The sequence below is a fragment of the Streptomyces aurantiaciflavus genome, assembly GCF_049808595.1.
GTDB lineage: Bacteria > Actinomycetota > Actinomycetes > Streptomycetales > Streptomycetaceae > Streptomyces.
Window position 1 is genome coordinate 44,412 of the sequence record NZ_JBNCAQ010000044.1, and the last position, 18,211, is coordinate 62,622.

Consider the following 18,211-nt stretch of genomic DNA (forward strand, 5'->3'; position numbering starts at 1 on the left):
GACGCATCGTCGAGGAGACATCAGGCAAGGCGGCAGAGCTTGCGCGGCGTGTCGGTGTGACGCCTTGCCTGGCAACGGTGCTGGTGGGTGAAGATCCGGCTTCGGTGACGTACGTACGGATGAAGCGGGCGCGTTGCGCTAAGGCGGGCATCGAGTCTCGGCTTGTCAGCCTGCCGGCCACCACTACAACGGCTGAGCTGGTGGAGACCCTCCAGTCCCTCTCACGGAACGCCGAAGTGCACGGCATCTTGCTTCAGCACCCCGTGGGCCCTCACATCGATGAGCGGGCAGCGTTCGAGGCCATCGCGCCGGAAAAGGACGTCGACGACTGGGTGATCTGCGGCTGGGTGAGACGCAGCCGCCAGAATATGTCGCGTGCGGCGTCGCGGTCCTGGATGTCGGCGGGCGTCACCGTGATCATCACGGGCAGGCCGAGCGTGTCCACGGTGATATGTCGCTTGCGCCCGTTGATTTTCTTCGCGGCGTCGTAGCCCCGGCTGTTGCGGCCGACGGTGGAGGCGCCCTTGACCGACTGGGAGTCGACGATCAGGGTCACCGGGTGCGGGCAGCGGCCCTTGCCGGTACGGATCCTGCGGCGGAACTGGTCGCGGATGTAGGTGACGACCCCGGCGCGGTTACACCTCCAGAAAAACCCGTAAACCGTCTCCCAGGGTGGGAAATCCGCAGGCAGGGCCCGCCACTTCGCGCCGTTGTCGACTACTGAAGGCGAGTAGCACGCGCCCCGGCCGGTGACTCCTACCGGCCGGGGCGCCGTGCTACTCGCTTTTCTCTCTCCGACCTGCGGCACCTGGCTGGACCCGGACGCCGAGCAGTATGGATGGGACCGGGCGGTAGCCGCCCGGTCCCATCGCCCCGCACCGCTCCGCTGAGCCGGGTTTATGAAACGGTCAGGTAGATCTTGCGCACGGTTTCGATGGTCTTCCAGACACCGACGTAGCCCGGCTTCATGACAAAGCTGTCGCCTGCCTTGTAGATCACCGGCTGGCCGCCTTCCGGCGTGAGTTCGATGACGCCGGAAAGGATGTGGCAGAACTCGAAGAGCTCGCCCTTGATCGAGTGTGTCTCGCCGGGCGTGGCTTCCCAGACGCCCGTTTTGATCGTTTCCCCGCGGGCGGCGTCCTGGGCCCAGGTCTTGTAAGTCGGGTTGCCGGAAATCAGGCGTTCCGGCAGCGGGCCGGACTCCTGGGGTGCGAAGGACGGGTCGGGATCGATGGTCTTCAGGAGCGACATGCTTTTCCTCTACTGGATGTGACGACGACGAAAATCGGGAGCGGACATACCAGGCGTCACCGGGCCGAGTTCGACCAGACTCATCGCGCGTCTCGGAGCAGGGCCTGACGGCTGCCCGCCACGGTCTCGGCGTGCGGTGGACCCGATGTGTCCGGGGTGGGCGGTCACGCGGCCGGTACAGCTCTCGAAACCGGCGCACATGCGGGGTGTGACCTCCGACACGAAGGGCCGGACGATCGGCTCGAAGGCGTTGAGGTGGTGCTGTCCGTCCTCCGCGGCCATGGTGGTGGTGACGGCGTGCCGATCACCGAAGGCGACCTGATGGGCGGCCTCGGCAAGCACCGGATCGACCGTGCCGGGCATGATGCTGGAACCGGCCTGCACCGGCGTGTGGAGCGTGCGACTGCCCCGGCCCATCGAGTATTTCTGACGCCCCGCACGGAGCCCACGCGTGATCTGTCCGTTGCGGGCACGATGTTCGGACGTTGTGTCAGGCGGGAGGCCAGAGGAGCATTCATGGCCCCGATCGGTCCAAGGGGAGCTGAAAGCTCAGCTGTTGCTCCCGCAGCCTGCCCTTGCGACCCGTTCGGCTGCCAAGGCTCGGACGTCCGACATCCACGAGCGGATCGGTCGCCACGGGCGCATCCAGCGGCACGGACGGGTCTGCGAGCATCAGCCCGTCGCTCGGTGCACCACGCAAACGAACCGCGTCTTCAGCAGTGCAGCGGCGACCTGTCCGCCCAGGAAGCCCAAGCCACCTGTGATGAGGTGCTCATGCGTTTTCCCCTCGCCGGCTCCGGTAGTCGTAGAGCCAGCGGAGACCTTCGCTCGTGCCGGCGCAGGGGCGGTACTCGCAGCCGATCCACCCGTCGAAGCCCAGCTCGTCGACCACGTCGAGCAGGTGGTGGACGTTGAGCTCACCCTGGTCGGGCTCACCCCGGTCGGGCACGCCCGCGATCTGCAGATGACCGACCCGGCCGGTCGGCAGGTCGCGTGAGGGGTCGCGGTGAGGTCACCCTCGACGATCTGGCAGTGGTAGAGGTCGAACTGCACTTTAGAGATGCGGGGCTCCCACCTCCTGCACCACGGCGTGTGCCTCGGCCTGGGTGCTCAGGAAGTACCCGGGCATGTCGCGGCCGTTGATCGGCTCGATCAGGATGTCGACGCCGGCCGCGGCGGCCCGCTCCGCGGCCCAGGCCAGGTTGGTCAGGTAGGTGTCACGGTGCTTGGCCCGCTCGACCGGTGGCGCGTCCGGCCGGACCAGCCCGGCCATCAGGTGCACCCGCGGCCAGCCCAGCGCCGCCGCGTACTCCAGCGCCCGGTCGACCCCGGAACGCACCTCCGCCTCGCGTCCGGGCAGTGCCGCCATTCCGCGCTCTCCGGACTCCCACGCTCCGGGAGGGGCGTTGAAGAGCACCTGCTCCAGGCCGTGGTCGTCGAGCCGGCGGCGCAGCTCGGCGGCGTCGTACGCATAAGGGAAGAGGTACTCCACGGCCTCGAAGCCGTCAGCCGAGGCCGCGGCGAAGCGGTCGAGGAAATCGTGCTCGGTGTACATCATGGACAGGTTCGCTGCGAACCTCGGCATGCTGGCTCCTGTGTTCCGGCTGGGGACGGCCAAGGGCAGTGGTTGACGGCCCACCTGAACATCCACGGAACTACTGCCTGAGCCACTGACCCGGCGGAGCCTCCCTGTCCGGACGTCGGCGAGCGCTTGCCGGACACGCCGAGCGACCTGGCGTCCTTTGGGGCCCGGATGCGCTCCCAGCTGTCGATGAGGTAGAGCCGGTCTGGACACGAGTGGCCGTTGGCGACCAGCGTCCTCGCCGGCCACCAGCCGCTGCGACGACCCGTCAGGTGCGGGCTGACCAGCTTGGGCGGCCCGTCTGTGTCGACGATGACGATCTCGGGGGCGTCAAGGGGTCCCGGTGCCGCGGTCTGTTTACCGCCCTGCGGTATTCCTCCGGAGGCGAGCGAGTCGGCCAGCCGCATCCCCGGACAGAAGCGGCGCTGCTCGGTCAGGGTGACGCAGGCTAACCTGATGCTGTTCCCACGCCATGACCGCTTCCGCCTACCAGTTGCCCTCAGACGTTAGGAACCCTCGGCTGTGCCACCCACTCTGTATCGCGACACTGGCTACACGCTCCGGCACCTGATTGAGAACATCGAAGGCGGTCGTATCGGATTACCAGACATTCAACGCCCCTTCGTCTGGTCTGCGGCGAAGACCCGCGATCTTTTCGACTCGATGTATCGGGGCTACCCGATCGGCACCCTGATGTTCTGGGAGACCGGCGCTGAGGTGGGAACGCGGCAGATCGGGACGGAAGTCGGTGATCGGGCACCGCAGTTGTTGGTCGTTGACGGGCAGCAGCGGCTCACAGCCCTGTTCGCTGTCCTCACCGGACACAAGATCGTCACTAAGTCTTTCGACGAGATCAACGTTCGTATCGCGTTCCACCCGGAGGACCAGACGTTCGAGGTCACGGACGCGGCGATCGAGCGTGACGCCCACTTCATTCCGGACATCACCGCGCTCTGGGCCCAAGGTGGTTACAAGCCCACCGTCCGGCAGTTCTTCCAACGGCTCGAACAGGCCAGCGGCCAACCCCTGTCGGACGCTGCCAAAGATGAGCTCGAAGAACGCGTAGACAGGGTCCGGGACCTGCACGAGTTCCGCTTCCAGGTTGTGGAGCTGGGTGCCTCGGCCAGCGAGGAGCAGGTCGCCGACATCTTTGTGCGCATCAACTCCGAAGGCGTGAAGCTCAACCAGTCCGACTTCATCCTCACCCTGATGTCAGTGCATTGGGAGAAGGGCCGCCGCCAGCTCGAAGACTTCAGTCGTGGTGCGGTGGTCGCAGGACCCCCCGGTCCAAGCCCTCGAAACGCCTTCCTGGACCCCAGCCCGGACCAACTGCTGCGCGTAGCCGTCGCTGTTGCCTTCCGGCGCGCCCGGCTGCAGCACGTCTATAGCGTCCTGCGAGGAAAGGACCTCGAAACCGGCAAGGTCACCGCCGCTCGACGGCAGGAGCAGTTCGACCGGCTCGCCCAAGCACACACAAAGGTCCTGGACCTGGCCAGCTGGCATGAGTTCTTCCAGTGCGTCACGGCGGCCGGCTTCCGCAGTCGCAAGATGATCACCTCCGACAACGCCCTGCTGTACAGCTACGCGATCTGGCTGATCGGGCGCCACGACTTCGGACTGACGGTCGATGAACTCCGTCCCGTGATCGGACGGTGGTTCTTCATGGCGCACACCACCGGTCGGTACTCCAACTCACCAGAGTCACAGATGGAGTTCGACCTGGGACGGATCGGTAATCTGCCGCCAGGTGACGGCCGAGCCTTCACCGCGGAACTCGACCGGATCATCGCAGCGAACTTCACCGGCGACTACTGGGACATCTCCCTGCCGAACCGGCTGGACACATCCTCGTCGCGTTCACCGGTGCTGTTCGCCTACCAGGCGGCGCTCAACATCCTTGACGCCGAAATGCTCTTTGGCAACCAGCGAATCCGTGATCTGCTGGACCCTTCAGTCCAACCCGCCAAGGCTGTCGACCGAGACAACCTGTTCCACCGCAAGGCGCTCGCCGGACTGGGTATCACCGACCGACGCCAAGTCAATGCCATCGCCAACATGGCCTATGTGACGTGGCCGGCAGACGAGCTGTCCAACACCGACGCACCACATGATTACTGGCCGAGAATCACGGACGCGATGGACCCGGTGGTGCTCGAGCGGCAGGTGCGGTGGCACGCACTCCCGGTCGGCTGGCAGCAGCTCGACTATTTCACCTTCTTGGAACGGCGACGCCAGCTAATCGCCAAGGTCGTGCGGGAAGCGTTCGAAACACTCACAGGAGAACGCCCCGCGTACGTCCCAACCACCCCGGCCGACATGATCGCCGCCGGCGAGTCCCAGGGCACCGAGTTCAAGGCCAGCGCTCGCTGGAACGTGCACACCCAGCAGGCCGACAAGTCCCTACGGCACAACATCGTCAAGGCCGTCTGCGGCTTCCTCAACGGCGAGGGCGGAAACCTGTTCATCGGTGTCGCCGACGACGGAACCGTCCTCGGCATCGAGAACGACCTCACCACTCTGGAGTCCCAGGCCAGCGTCGACGGGTATGAGCTCTTCGTACGCCAACTCCTCGACAGCAGCCTGTCGACCCCGACAGCGACCACCGTCCGCGTACGCTTCCCCGAGATTTCCGGCAATGTCGTCTGCCAGATCAGCGTTGCTGCGGCAGGTAAGCCTGTGTTCGCCAAGCCCGCCAAGGGCGGCAACGGCGCCACCGACTTCTGGGTCCGGGTCGGCAACGCCACCAAGCAACTCCACGGCGATGACCTCCTGCGTTACCAGGAGGAGCACTGGGGATGAGCGCCCCTATGGCCGACCCTGCGACCATAGGGGAACAACCTCGGGCCTATCCCTGGTTTAGACCAGGTCCGGTCGCTGCCGAGAGCCTTGGGAGTCGCCGCATCCCGCCCTGCCCGATCCGGCCCAGCAGTTCGTATCCGCCCAGCTCGGAAGGGTCGTCGGGGCTGAGGGGCGCGATGTGCACGAAGGGCCTCACAATCGGGCGGAACCGGTGTCCGCGGTCACGCTAGACCACCGCCCGCGCCGACGGGAGGCCGGTCACCGCCCATTCCCCGGCAGACCAGGGCGCACACCCCTCTTCCGGGACACGGCCCGTGATGTCGGTGCCGCCCTCTACGGTGGAGATCGCCGATGCCGCCGGGGCGGTGGGGAGGGACGACAGGCGTGCGCAGGGCGCATGACGGCAGCGGACTATCGTGCCGCGGTCGCCCGAAACCCACGCGGTCCTCAGCCGGGGCGCATCACCGAAGCGCCCTGGGACCTCGAGTGGGGGGCGTGCCCGCGCACAGCAGTGGTGCGCCGCTGGTTGTCAGTCGCGGCCGGCTCACGAAGGCCGCGGCGACGCCGATGGGGATGAACGGTCAGCCGGGTCCTCAGCGCTCGTTGAGATCGTCGGCGACTGCGCTCGAGCGGCCCCTCCGGATCACTGCCGGCGCCCTTCCGCGTGGTCCTGTCCTCGCCGTGGCAGTGGTACGTGATGGCAGTGGCGATGCCGGAGGGAACGGTGCTCCTCGGCTACCTGACCTACCTGGCCCCCGACCCTGGAGACGCGTGGAGTTTCCACCACCCACGCCGGCGCGGTCGCGGCCCTGTACGGAGTCGGTTCCATGGCGCGTCGCCATCGTGTCGGCGGTGCGCGGTGTCGGCCTGCCGGACGGGCCGCCCACCGTGCCGGCGGTGCCCGAACGGTGGGCGGGGTGGCTCAGAGGTGGCTGAGGCCGTGTGGTTCTTCTGCCCTCTCGGCTTCCGGGCGGGGCGGGTCGACCTGGGGACGTGGCCCGGCCGAGCTGCGCTGCACTCCGGCACGTTCGCCGGCGCCCCGGCCTCCGGCAAGCGCGTGGAGTGGGACGAGATCGGTGTGCTGCACTTCGACGACGAGGGCAGGATCACCGACCTGTGGTTCATGTGCCAGGAGCTGAGCCTCGCCGAGCAGATCGGCTACACGATGCAGCTGAGCTGAGCTGAGCTGAGCTGAGCTGAGCCAGGAGGTCCGCCTCTCCACCGTCGAGCCCCGCACCGCCTCCGTCGAGGCCCCGCGTCTGCTCGCCGGCTGACTGCCCCGCGAACCCGGAAAGGAATCTCCCGCTGATGACCGGCAGCACCACTGACACCACCGCGCACGGAGCCCACCTCCGGCTGCTCTGGCCCGAGTGGCAGGGGGCCGGTGCCGACATGGTCGGCCACCTCGCCCCCGAGTTCCCGCTCGATGCGGCCCGCCGGGCCTACACCGTCGGCACCACCGTCCTGCAGGCCGTGCTGCCGCAGCACGACGGGCCGGTCGCCACCGTCCCCGTCCCCCTGGACGACCCCGATGGCGAACCGCGCGACGGCATCGAGTCCAAGACCGTGCTCACCCAGCAGCTCGGCGACGCCCTGAAGATCATCGAGGAGCGGGACCCCGCCCGCGTCACCACGTTCGGCGGCACCTGCACCGTCAGCGTCGCCCCGTTCACCTCGCTCGCCGCCCGCTACGAAGGCGACCTCGCCGTCGTCTGGATCGACTCGCACCCCGACGTCGACACCGGCGCCACCGACTACAACGGCTACCACGCCATGGCCGTCTCCATGATCACCGGCCACGGCGACCCCGAGATGTCCAGGCTGCTCCCGGCCACCGTTCCCGCCGACCGGGTCGCGCTCGTCGGCCTGCACGAGTGGACCGAGGACGCCCACCGGCACGTCGGGGAATGGGGCCTGACCTCCTTCAGCCCCGACGACCTGCGCACCTCCACCCAGCCGCTGCTCGACTGGCTCGCCTCCACCGGCTGCTCCCGCCTCGCGATCCATCTCGACGTCGACACCGTCGACGCCAAGGAGGGCTCCCTCGGCCTCGGCAAGGTCCCCGACGGCCTCACCGGCGCCGAGGTCAACCGGATCGCCCGCGACCTGACGGGCGCGGCCGATGTCGTGGCCACCACGGTCGCGGAGTTCTTCCCCCGCGACGTCGTTCACGTCCAGCAGGTCCTGCACGGCTTCCCCCTCATCGGAGGCTGACCGGTCAGGTCCGGGCCGGACCTTCCGTGCCGGGACCCCGCACAGCGGCCGTCCGTGCCGGGACCCCGCACAGCGGGCACCGGCCGATGTACGCCGACCCCGTCGCGACGTGGGCACGGATCGCCGCGTTCCACGACCGCACGACGTCCTGAACGAGGCTTTATGAACCACCTGACGCATCCGCCGGGGGTGCAGCCGTGGTGCGGCGTGCCACCAGCGTGGGGGAGAGCCTGATCCGGACCGACGGCTTGCCGCGGTCCGCGATGCGCTCCAGGAGGAGACGGACGGCGTTCCTGCCGATCTCACGGCCCGCCTGGTCGACGCTGGTCAGGGAGATCGGCCCGAACGCGGCGAAGGTCGTGTTGTCGTATCCCGCCACCGAGAGGTCACCGGGCACCGACAGCCCGGCTTCGGCGACCGCCTCCAGGACGCCCATGGCGACGATGTCCGCACCCGCGAAGACAGCCGTGGGCCGGCGGGGACGTGCGAGCAGCTCCTTCGCGCCCTCGTAACCGCCTTGTTGGGTGTAGCTGGTGGAGACGACGTCGATCTCCTCGTCCAGGCCGAGGTTTCGCATGGCCTGCCGGTAGCCGTCGGCGCGCCGGGCGTTCGGCATCTCGGCGATGCGCGTGGGGTCGGTCTCGTGATGTTCGATGTGGGCGATCCGGCGGTGCCCGAGTGCGGCGAGGTGGCCGACGACCAGAGCCGCGCCCGCCACGTCGTCGTCCGTGACGGTGTCGTACACCGGGGAGTGCCCGTGGCGGCCGACCACGACGGTCGGTACGAGGGAGGCGACGTGCTCGAGATGGGCACGGGGCGACACGGGGGCGACCAGGACGAGGCCGTCCATACCGCGGTCGATCATGGCCTCGGTGACGCGGGCCTCCTCCTTCTCCCCGTTGCCGCCCGGGCCCAGGAGGACCTGGTAGTCGGTGTCCTCCAGGCAGCCGGTGACGCCGTCGAGGATCTCCGGGAAGAAGGGGTTGCGGATGTCGGGCAGCATCACGCCGACGGTGTACGTCCGACCGCGCAGCCCCCGCGCGGCCGCCAGGGGCCGGTAGCCCAGTTCGTCGATGGCGCGGCGCACCTTGGCCCGCATCTCCGGGCTCGCCCCGTAGGCGTTGCGCAGCACCTTGGACACGGCGGTGGTGGACACCTGGGCATGGCGGGCGACGTCGACGATGGTGATGCGACGGGGCGATGCGGGTGACTCCATCGGGCTTCCTCCGACGCGTGGGCAACGTTGGCGAAAGTGTACGGAGGAAACCCGCGCCGGGTAAGAGCGATCACCCCACGGTCCGGTCCGGTGGCCGGGCGCATCGCCGTAACAATCGTGCAGCGTGCCCCGCATCTTGACGACATGGGGAGGGCTCTCTAGGGTCTGGCACCACCCGATGGGAAACGTTACCCATCGGGCCGAACCGGGGAGCGTCTCCCGGTCTCGTCCCCGCCCCCACAACCCGAGAAGTCGGCAGGTGCCTCACTCCATCGAGTCGGCGCAGCCCCCACCGGGCGCGCTTTGAAACGTTTCAAGGAAGCAGGTCCGCCCGTGACCCTCGCCCCGAACGCCCAACTCCCGGATCGCGCCCACCCTCCGGACCCCGCCCCGCTCCCCCCTGCCCGCCGGGCGCGCACCGCGCCTCCCTGGTGGTTCATGGCGCCGGCTCTGCTCCTGTTCGCCTTCGTCGTCCTCGTGCCGAGCGCCCGCGGTGTGTACTACGCGTTCACCGACTGGGACGGCCTCGATCCCCACTACTCCCATGTGGGCCTCGGCAACTTCGCCGACATGTTCCGCGACGCCGACGCGGTGCAGGCCATCTGGCACACGCTGCTGATCGCCGTGTCGATCACGGTCGTCCAGAACGCGGTGGGGCTGCTGCTGGCCCTCGGCGTCAACTCGGCCATCAAGTCCCGCAACGTCCTCAGGGTGTTCCTGTTCGCCCCCGCCGTGATCACCCCGATCGTGACCGCCTACCTGTGGCGCAACCTGCTCGGTCCGGACGGGGCGGTCAACAGCCTGCTCGGCGCCGTGGGACTCGACGCCTGGCGGCAGGACTGGCTGGGCAGTCCGCGCCTGGCGCTCTGGGCGGTCGTCGGAGTGATCGTGTGGCAGTTCGCGGGCTACTCGATGGTCATCTTCCTGGCGGGACTGCAGTCGGTGCCCCAGGAGATCCACGAGGCGGCGGCGCTCGACGGAGCCGGTCCGGTACGGCGCTTCTGGTCGGTGACCCGGCCGCTGCTGGCCCCGGCCTTCACCGTCAACCTGATGCTGTCGATCATCGGCGGGCTCAAACTCTTCGACCAGGTGTACGCGTTGACCGGCGGCGGACCCGGGCACGCGACCGACACCCTGTCGACCCTCATCTACAAGGACGCCTTCACCCTCGGCGAGTTCGGCTACAGCATCGCCCTCGCGGTGGTCCTCACGGTCATCGTCGCGGTCGCCTCCACCGGACAGTACTTCGTGCTGTCCCGCAGCGAGAGGGCCGCGTCGTGACCCGCTACCGCCCCCGCACCCTCGCGCTCGAACTGGCGATGATCGCCGTCGCCCTGGTCGTCGGCTTCCCGGTGTACGTCCTGGTCAACCTCGCCGTACGGCCGGCGTCGGACACCTCGTCCCCCATCCACCCGACCGGCTCGCCCACCCTGGACAACTTCACCCACGCCTGGCAGCAAGGCGCGCTCGGCGGGGCCCTGGCCAACAGCGTGCTGGTGACGGCGTGCAGCGTCGTGCTCGTGCTGGCCGTGTCCTCCCTCGCGGCGTATCCGCTGGCCCGCGTCACGGCCCGCTGGTCGCGGGGCACCTATCTGCTCGTCCTCCTCGGACTGGTGCTGCCCTTCCAGCTCGCGTCACTGCCCCTCTACCAGACCATGCGCGACCTGGGCCTGCTCGGCACCCCCTGGGCACTGGTCCTCTTCTACTCCGGCCTGCAGGTGCCGTTCACCGTCTTCCTCTACGTCGGCTTCCTGCGCGCCCTGCCCCGGGACTTCGAGGACGCGGCGCTGATCGACGGATGCACCCCGCTGCAGGGCTTCCGGTACGTGGTCCTGCCGATGCTCAAACCCGTCACCGTGACGGCGCTCGTGCTCAACACGGTCGCCGTGTGGAACGACTTCTTCACCCCGCTCCTGTACCTCAGCGGCAGCGCCCGGCAGACCATGCCGGTCGCGATCGCCGGCTTCGTCGGCCAGTACGTCACCGACTGGAACCTCATCTTCGCGGCGCTGGTGATCAGCATCCTGCCCGTCCTGCTCGTCTACTTCCTCCTGCAACGCAGCATCATCAACGGCTTCGCCGGAGGGCTGCGGGGATGACCCCCGCCTTCTTCTCCTCGAGGGAGACACCATGAAGACACGCACACTCACCGCTCTGGCCGCCGCGACAACGGCCGCCGCCCTCCTGGCCGCGTGCAGCGGCGGCACCAAGGCCGGGGGTTCCGGAGGCGGTTCCAAGACCCTGACACTGGCCTCGATCGACCAGGGCTCCGTCGAGGACGTCGTCAAGGCGTTCGAGAAGGCCAACCCGGGCGTCAAGGTCCGCTACACCACCAGCGGCGCCGACCAGTACCAGCAGCAGATCCGCACCCAGCTCTCCTCGGGCACCGCACCCGACGTGATGTCGGTGTGGCCCGGCAACGGAAACCCCGGCGCCACCTATGTCCTGGCCAAGCCGGGCTACCTGCGTGACCTCTCCGACCAGCCCTGGGCCGCCGAGCTGCCCGAAGCGATCAAGAGCGTCGCCCAGTACGAGGGGAAGACGTACACCGCGATCTTCGGGCAGAACGGCATCGGCGCGGTCTACAACCAGCAGGCCATGGCCAAGGCCGGACTCACCCCGCCGGACACCTGGACGAAACTGCTGGCCTTCTGCCGGGCCGCCAAGGCGAAGGGCACCCCCGCGTTCGCGCTGGGCAACCAGGACAACTGGGTGACCCAACTCGTGCTGTACGCCCTGGTCGCCACCACCGTCTACGGCCCGGACCGCGACTTCGACCGGAAGATGCAGGCCGGACAGGCCACGTTCGCGCAGTCGCCGTGGAGGACCGCCCTGGACAAGTACCTGACGATGGAGAAGACCGGCTGCTTCCAGAAGAACCCCCTGGGCACCAACTACGAGGCCAGCCAGCAACTCGCCGCCGACGGCAGGACGCTCGGCATCGTCCAGGGCAACTGGGTCATCGCCCTCCTCAAGCAGAAGAACCCGCAGGGGACCTTCACGCTCAAGGCCCTGCCGGCGACCGATGACCCGTCCCAGACCGTCGTCCCGGCCGCGGCGGGCGCCGGCTACGGCGTCAACGCCAAGGCGAAGAACCCGCAACTGGCCCTGAAGTTCGTGAACTTCGTGATGTCGCCCCAGGGCATGAACCTGTTCGTCAAGAAGCAGGGCGGCCTGCCCTCCCTCCCCGACACGGGTTTCGCGGTCGACCCGTCGCTCACCGAACTGTCGACGTTCATCCGGGCGAACCGCACCGTGCCGTTCATGGACCAGCTCTGGCCCAACGCCAAGGTCCAGCAGACGATGCTCAGCGGCCTCCAGGAGATCTTCAGCGGGCAGTCCACGCCGCAGAACGTCCTCAAGGAAATGGACACCGACTACAAGGCCGGTTCGTGAGCGCGGCGCCGGTCACCGAAAGGACGACGCAGTGAGCAGTGAAGTGCGCGACGCGGACGGCGTGCAGCCCGAGAACCGGGGGAGCGACGAGGCCGGCGGACGGCGGACGGGACCTCACCGCCGAACCGTGCTCGCGGCGACCGCGGGCGCGGTGCCGGCGGTGGCCGGCGTCATGGGCGCCGGCGCGACCGCGCAGGCCGCATCGACTCGCCCCGTGGAGGACGGCGCAGTGTACGGACTGACCGTGGAACACCGCACCGACCCGCTCGGTGTGGACGCCGCACAGCCCCGCTTCGGCTGGCGGATGCGGCCCGCCGGACGCGGGCGGAGCCAGGGCGCGTACGAGATCCTCGTGGCCCGCTCACCGGGCAGACTGACCGGTGACCGCGCGGACGTCTGGAGCAGTGGGCGCGTCCACTCCTCCGAGTCGGTGGCCGTCCGCTACCGCGGCAAGCCCCTCAAGGCCTCGACCCGCTACTACTGGACCGTCACCGTCTGGGACACCGCGGGCCACCGGATCGGCAGTGGCCCCGTGGCCTGGTTCGAGACGGGCCTGATGAGCACCGACGGCGTCACCGGCTGGGACGACGCGCAGTGGATCGGCATGAAGGGGAAGGAGCCCAACTCACCCGGCGCACCGATGCTGCGCACCGAGGCACCGCTGGGGGGCCGGGTCCGCGAGGCGCGGCTGTACGTCTCCGCCCTCGGGGTCTACGACGCCTACGTCAGCGGCCACCGGGTGACCGTCCCCCAGGACGACGCGACCACCCTCGAACTGCTGCCCCCGGGCTGGACGAACTACGACACCCGCGTCAACTACCTCACCTACGACGTCACGCACCTCGTGGCCCGGGAACCGAACGTCACCCTGGCCGCCGTCCTCGGCAACGGCTGGTACAACGGCCGTGTCTCCGACGGCAGCACCTACTACGCCGAGAACGGCAACGCCCTCGCCCTCAAGGCCAAGCTGCTGATCCGCTACGCCGACGGCTCGACCCAGTCCGTCGTCACCCGGCCGGACGGCTCGTGGAAGGCCACCGACACCGGCCCCTACCGGGCCGACGACATCTACGACGGCCAGACCTACGACGCCCGCGTGGAACTGCCGGGCTGGACGTCGTCCGGCTTCGACGACTCCGGCTGGGCGGACACCGAACGCGTCCCCTTCGAGACCAGGTACCCCGACGCCCGGCTCCTGGCCTATCCGGCCGAGACCGCCCGGCTGATGAGCCGCTGGGACCTCCGGCCCCAGTCGATCACCGTCGCCACCGGAGTGACGGGACAGCAGGAGAGCCCGAACGGCAGAGGCCGTGTCGTCGTGGACCCCGACCGGAGCGTGACCGACCCGCACCAGGCGGCCTCCGCCCCGGTCACCATCGGAGTCGGCGACACGGCCGTCTTCGACCTGGGCCAGAACATGGTCGGCGTACCCCGCTACAGCCTGCGCGGCCCGGCCGGAGCCCGCGTCACCTTCCGGTTCGGCGAGATGCTCAACGACAGCAGCGCCGGAGCGGACGGCCCCGAAGGGTCGGTGTACCGGGCCAACCTCCGCAGCGCCAAGGCCACCAGCACCTACATCCTCAAGGGGGACCGCCACCGGGAGACCCACCAGGACTCCCTGACCTTCTACGGCTTCCGCTACGTGTCCGTCACCGCGACCGACACGGTCACCATCACCGGCCTGACCGGAAAGGTCGCCACCTCCGCGATCCACGACACGGGCACCCTCACCACGAACGACCCCGACACCAACCGGCTGATCGGCAACATCCGCTGGGGCCAGCGCGGCAACTACCTCTGGGTGCCCACCGACTGCCCGCAGCGCGACGAGCGCCTCGGCTGGACCGGCGACACCCAGGTCTTCGCCACCACGGGCCTGTACAACGCGGACGCCGGACCTTTCCTGAGCCACTTCCAGGACACCGTCGCCGACTCCCAGACCGTCTACGGCATGGACAAGGCCCAGTTCACCGGAGTCGCTCCGGGCGGGCGCTACAACTTCCCCGGCGGCGGCAGCGGCTGGGCGGACTGCGGGGTCGTCCTCCCGTGGACCCTGTGGCAGATGACCGGCGACCCGGCCGTCATCGAGAGCAACTGGCCCGCCATGACCCGCTACCTCGACTGGATCCGGCAGCAGACCGGCGACACCCACGCCGGGCAGGGCTCCCTCACCGGCGACTGGCTCGCACCGCAGAAGACCAGCGCCCAGCTCATGAGCGACGTCTACTACGGCCATGTCGCCCACCTCATGGCGCAGATGGCCCGAGCCGTCGGCCGCCCGGCTCAGGCCGCGACGTACGAGCAGCTCTTCGCCGACATCAAGAAGGCGTTCATGAGGAAGTACCTCAGCACCGAGGGCGGCACGGTCACGGTGAGGTCCAGCCTCGGGGACGCGTCCCCGATCGAACCGGGCGCCGACCCGAACCAGAAGACCGAGGACAACAGCCAGACCGCCCTGCTGTGGGTCCTCAAACTCGGCTTCTACGAGACCGAGGCCCAGCGCCGCACCCTTGTCGGGCTGCTCGCCGACAACATCGGCAACGACGCGGCCTACAAGGCGGCGCACCCGAACAGCAGCCGGGTCAGGTACGCCGAGAACACGCTGTCGGTGGGCTTCCTCGGCGTCAACGTCCTCGCCCCCGTCCTCAGCGACGAGGGCCGCACGGACCTGGCGTACGCCCTGCTGCACCAGGACGCGCTGCCGTCCTGGCTGTACTCGGTGAAGAACGGCGCCACCACGGTCTGGGAGCGCTGGAACTCCTACTCCAGGGAAACCGGCTTCGGCCCGGTCAGCATGAACTCCTTCAACCACTACGCCTACGGCGCCGTCATGGAGTGGATGTACGCCTACATGGCCGGTATCGCCCGCGACCCGGAAAGCCCCGGCTTCAAGCACTTCCTCCTGCAGCCGCACATCGATCCCACCGGGCGCATCACGCACGTCGCGGGCTCGCACGAGTCACCGTACGGCGAGATCAGGAGCGAGTGGACGGTCGCAGACGCAGGCACGACCCTCTCGTACGACGCGCTGGTGCCGGCGAACAGCGAGGCCACCCTGCGCCTTCCGGCCGTCTCGGCCGACTCCGTCCGCGAGGGGCGGTCTCCACTGGCCCGTGCGGACGGCGTGCGGTTCCTCGGACACACGGACGGTGTGGCGTCCTACCGGCTGCCGTCCGGCTCGTACCGGCTGACGAGCAGGCTCCGCTGACTCGTTCCGCACGGGACGTGGGCAGCACCACCGACCACAGGATCCGCCAGTCGCCGGCCCTGTCCATCCGGGCGGCGTCGATGAGCTCCGCCGACGTGCTGGAGTAGAAGGACCGCAGTATCAGGATGTTGAAGACCGACACCGCGCCGGGCAGGATCAGCGCCCAGTACTGCCCGTAGCCGCCCAGGCCGGTGACCACGAGGAACGTGGGGATCAGGCCACCACTGACGAACATGGTGACGACCAGCAGGGTCAGGGTCGGCCGGTGCCCGTACGAGCGGGCGCGGGACAGCCCGTAGGCGCACAGCACGGACACGGCCATCGAGATGGCCGTGCCCACGACGGCGATGCCCAGGCTGACCACCACGGATGTGCGCACGGTGGGGTCTTCGAGCCGTTCGGGTTGAGGGTGAGGGTCCGGCTCGTGACGGCGCCCGACTTGGGAAGGAACACCAGGTCGCTGGAGGCGGTGCCGGACCGGGTGGTCCAGCTCGACCTGATCTGGGCGAACAGCTCGGGGTCCCGCCACTGCAGGGTGTTGCGGTTCAGGTTCCCGCCGTACCACGGCACGAGGATGATCACCAAGCTGGGCGCACCGGGCGACACGCTGGTCCGGGCCACCGGCTCGACGCAGCTGGTCTCCGCGCACGCCGTGCGGCGGGCGAACGGCGACGTGAGCGTCATGCTCATCAACAAGGACCCCGCCAACGCCGCCACGGTCACCCTGTCCTACAGCGGGTTCACCCCGTCCTCGGCCGCCCCGACGGTGTACTCCTACCTGAAGAACGCCACGTCGATCGGCTCCGCGACGACGGGCAGCGCAACCCGCCAGACCGTGCCGGCCTACTCGATCGCGGTCGTGCAACTGCGCCGCGCCGGCTGAGAGCCGGCCGACGACCGCTTGCGACCCCGCGACCGGCATCGGCATCGTGTGGTCAACCCCATGAAAGGACTCGATGTGTCGAGCGCGCCCGAGAGGGGCAACACCATCAGCAACCCTGTGATCCCGGGGTTCCACCCCGACCCGAGCATCTGCCGGGCGGGGGAGGACTACTACCTCGCCTGCTCCAGCTTCGAGTACTTCCCCGGCGTACCGATCTTCCACAGCCGGGATCTGGTGCACTGGACGCAGATCGGCAACGCCCTCGACCGGCCGAGTCAACTGCGCCTGCCACCCGACACCACCTCGTCCGGCGGGCTCTACGCACCCACGCTGCGCCACCACGACGGCCGCTTCTGGCTGATCGTCACCAACGTCAGCGGTGACGGCAACCTCCTGTTCACGGCCGCCGACCCGGCCGGCCCCTGGTCCGATCCGATCCGGCTGCCCGGCGTGCGCGGCATCGACCCGGACCTCGCCTGGGACGACGACGGCACCTGCTGGTGCACCGTCGCGGGAGTCAGCCAGGTCCGCCTCGATCCCCACACCGGGGAGACGTTCGGCGAGCCGCGGCGCCTGTGGTCGGGCACTCCTGGCGCCAAGGCCCCCGAGGCGCCGCACCTGTACCGGATCGGCGACTACTGGTACCTGCTGATCGCCGAGGGCGGCACCGAGCGGTGCCACGGGGTCTCGATCGCCCGTGGCCGCACCCCCAACGGGCCGTTCGAGCCGTGCCCGGCCAACCCGATCCTGACCCACCGCGGCACCGACCACCCCATCCAGAACACCGGTCACGGGGACCTGGTGCAGGGGCCGGACGGCTCGTGGTGGATGGTGTTCCTCGGAGTCCGGCCGCACGGCGGCACACCGGGCTGGCACGTACTCGGCCGGGAGACGTTCCTGGCCCCGGTGACCTGGGTCGACGACTGGCCGGTCGTCGGCGAGGTGTCACCCGTCATGGCCGCACCCCCGTGGCCGCTTCAGGAGCCCGCCGTCGTGCCGGTCCGGGACGACTTCGACCTCAGCGAACTCGCCCACGGCTGGATCTCGCCGCGCTCCCGGCCGGCGCAGAACCACACCACCAAGGAGCGGGCCGGCTGGCTGAGCCTGCGGGCCCGCGGGGAGTCGCTCGACGACCCCGAGGTCACCTTCCTCGGCCGTCGCCAGCAGCATGTGTCCTGCCGTACGCGTGTCCTGGCCGACCCGGCCGAAGGGCGCGGGGGCCTGGCCGTCCGTCTCGACGAGCAGCACCACTACGAGATCGAGGCGACGCAGGGCGAGGTGCGGGTCCTCGCCCGCATCGGCCCGCTGCGGTCGGTGGTGGCCTCCCACGAGACGGCCGCCGGCCCGGTGGTGCTGAGAATCGAGATGGCCGCCACCGGGAGGATCACCGACGCACGTCAGGGACCGGACACCGTCTCGCTCGGTGTGGAGGACGCGGAGGGCACGTTCGTCGAGCTCGCCTCGCTCGACGGCCGGTATCTGTCCACCGAGGTCGCCGGCGGGTTCACCGGCCGGGTGATCGGCGTGTACGCCTCGGCCGGAACCGTCCACTTCGACTGGTTCGACCATGAGCCGCTCGACGACTGAGGTGTGACCCGCCTCCGCCCGCGTTGACAACGCTCGTGATCAATACGCCTAGGGCTGCGGCCGGGCTCGGCGCCC

At 69.1% G+C, this 18,211-nt stretch carries 13 protein-coding genes and 3 pseudogenes; 10 read left to right on the top strand and 6 right to left on the bottom strand.

Annotated features, from left to right (window positions below; all coding sequences use genetic code 11):
- Positions 1-5: 5 nt before the first annotated feature.
- Positions 6-326: pseudogene (locus tag ACPT94_RS36755) on the top strand (tetrahydrofolate dehydrogenase/cyclohydrolase catalytic domain-containing protein); the annotation flags it as partial.
- Here ACPT94_RS36755 and ACPT94_RS36760 read toward each other — a convergent pair.
- The 4 genes and pseudogenes from ACPT94_RS36760 to otnI all read right to left on the bottom strand — a co-directional run bounded on the left by ACPT94_RS36760 (position 272) and on the right by otnI (position 2,836).
- On the bottom strand, positions 272-808 hold the full coding sequence (locus ACPT94_RS36760; protein WP_360347201.1) for a transposase: 537 nt from the start codon (positions 806-808) through the stop codon (positions 272-274). The pseudogene ACPT94_RS36755 and the gene ACPT94_RS36760 overlap by 55 nt on opposite strands.
- Positions 809-897: 89 nt before the next feature.
- Positions 898-1,251, bottom strand: a complete 354-nt coding sequence (locus ACPT94_RS36765; protein WP_360347199.1) for a cupin domain-containing protein — start codon at positions 1,249-1,251, stop codon at positions 898-900.
- Positions 1,252-1,260: 9 nt separating this feature from the next.
- The gene (locus ACPT94_RS36770; RefSeq protein ID WP_360347197.1) at positions 1,261-1,668 is read right to left on the bottom strand and encodes a hypothetical protein; all 408 of its coding nucleotides are present in this window, start codon (positions 1,666-1,668) and stop codon (positions 1,261-1,263) included.
- A 355-nt stretch (positions 1,669-2,023) separates the two neighbouring features.
- Positions 2,024-2,836, bottom strand: a pseudogene (otnI, locus tag ACPT94_RS36775) (2-oxo-tetronate isomerase).
- A gap of 519 nt (positions 2,837-3,355) precedes the next feature.
- Here otnI and ACPT94_RS36780 point away from each other — a divergent pair.
- The 3 genes from ACPT94_RS36780 to ACPT94_RS36790 all read left to right on the top strand — a co-directional run bounded on the left by ACPT94_RS36780 (position 3,356) and on the right by ACPT94_RS36790 (position 7,846).
- Positions 3,356-5,632, top strand: a complete 2,277-nt coding sequence (locus ACPT94_RS36780; protein WP_360347195.1) for a GmrSD restriction endonuclease domain-containing protein — start codon at positions 3,356-3,358, stop codon at positions 5,630-5,632.
- Between the two features lie 928 nt (positions 5,633-6,560).
- Complete coding sequence (locus ACPT94_RS36785; protein WP_425247822.1) at positions 6,561-6,812, top strand: ester cyclase; 252 nt, start codon at positions 6,561-6,563, stop codon at positions 6,810-6,812.
- Between the two features lie 128 nt (positions 6,813-6,940).
- Positions 6,941-7,846, top strand: a complete 906-nt coding sequence (locus ACPT94_RS36790) for an arginase family protein (RefSeq protein ID WP_360347189.1) — start codon at positions 6,941-6,943, stop codon at positions 7,844-7,846.
- A 160-nt stretch (positions 7,847-8,006) separates the two neighbouring features.
- On the opposite strand, the gene ACPT94_RS36795 is transcribed toward ACPT94_RS36790, so the two are convergent.
- A complete protein-coding gene (locus tag ACPT94_RS36795; protein WP_425247823.1) occupies positions 8,007-9,062 on the bottom strand; it encodes a LacI family DNA-binding transcriptional regulator in 1,056 nt (351 codons plus the stop codon).
- Positions 9,063-9,395: 333 nt separating this feature from the next.
- Between ACPT94_RS36795 and ACPT94_RS36800 the strand changes: the two genes are divergently transcribed.
- The 4 genes from ACPT94_RS36800 (at position 9,396) to ACPT94_RS36815 (ending at position 15,666) form a co-directional block, all read left to right on the top strand.
- Positions 9,396-10,343, top strand: a complete 948-nt coding sequence (locus ACPT94_RS36800; RefSeq protein ID WP_425247824.1) for a carbohydrate ABC transporter permease — start codon at positions 9,396-9,398, stop codon at positions 10,341-10,343.
- Entirely contained in the window at positions 10,340-11,161 is an 822-nt protein-coding gene (locus ACPT94_RS36805) for a carbohydrate ABC transporter permease (protein WP_360347183.1), read from the top strand. The genes ACPT94_RS36800 and ACPT94_RS36805 overlap by 4 nt, the downstream gene beginning before the upstream one ends.
- A 31-nt stretch (positions 11,162-11,192) precedes the next feature.
- Complete coding sequence (locus ACPT94_RS36810; RefSeq protein WP_425247825.1) at positions 11,193-12,458, top strand: ABC transporter substrate-binding protein; 1,266 nt, start codon at positions 11,193-11,195, stop codon at positions 12,456-12,458.
- A gap of 172 nt (positions 12,459-12,630) precedes the next feature.
- Positions 12,631-15,666 carry an alpha-L-rhamnosidase gene (locus tag ACPT94_RS36815; protein WP_425247839.1) on the top strand — a complete coding sequence of 1,012 codons (3,036 nt, stop codon included), beginning with the start codon at positions 12,631-12,633 and terminating at the stop codon, positions 15,664-15,666.
- A gap of 58 nt (positions 15,667-15,724) precedes the next feature.
- On the opposite strand, the pseudogene ACPT94_RS36820 reads toward ACPT94_RS36815, so the two are convergent.
- A pseudogene (locus ACPT94_RS36820) lies at positions 15,725-15,988 on the bottom strand (carbohydrate ABC transporter permease); the annotation flags it as partial.
- 102 nt (positions 15,989-16,090) lie between these two features.
- On the opposite strand from ACPT94_RS36820, the gene ACPT94_RS36825 reads away from it, so the two are divergent.
- Both ACPT94_RS36825 and ACPT94_RS36830 read left to right on the top strand, forming a co-directional pair.
- Complete coding sequence (locus ACPT94_RS36825) at positions 16,091-16,549, top strand: hypothetical protein (RefSeq protein ID WP_425247840.1); 459 nt, start codon at positions 16,091-16,093, stop codon at positions 16,547-16,549.
- Between the two features lie 60 nt (positions 16,550-16,609).
- Positions 16,610-18,136 (top strand): glycoside hydrolase family 43 protein, encoded by a 1,527-nt coding sequence (locus tag ACPT94_RS36830; RefSeq protein ID WP_425247826.1) that lies wholly within the window; start codon positions 16,610-16,612, stop codon positions 18,134-18,136.
- The last annotated feature ends 75 nt before the right edge of the window (positions 18,137-18,211 follow it).

Excerpts from the sequence above, each read along its gene's own strand:
- ACPT94_RS36765 (WP_360347199.1), bottom strand. The coding sequence starts at position 1,251 with ATGTCGCTCCTGAAGACCATCGATCCCGACCCGTCCTTCGCACCCCAG.
- ACPT94_RS36770 (WP_360347197.1), bottom strand. The coding sequence starts at position 1,668 with ATGGGCCGGGGCAGTCGCACGCTCCACACGCCGGTGCAGGCCGGTTCC.
- ACPT94_RS36790 (WP_360347189.1), top strand. The coding sequence starts at position 6,941 with ATGACCGGCAGCACCACTGACACCACCGCGCACGGAGCCCACCTCCGG.
- ACPT94_RS36795 (WP_425247823.1), bottom strand. The coding sequence starts at position 9,062 with ATGGAGTCACCCGCATCGCCCCGTCGCATCACCATCGTCGACGTCGCC.
- ACPT94_RS36810 (WP_425247825.1), top strand. The coding sequence starts at position 11,193 with ATGAAGACACGCACACTCACCGCTCTGGCCGCCGCGACAACGGCCGCC.
- ACPT94_RS36815 (WP_425247839.1), top strand. The coding sequence starts at position 12,631 with ATGGGCGCCGGCGCGACCGCGCAGGCCGCATCGACTCGCCCCGTGGAG.
- ACPT94_RS36830 (WP_425247826.1), top strand. The coding sequence starts at position 16,610 with ATGAAAGGACTCGATGTGTCGAGCGCGCCCGAGAGGGGCAACACCATC.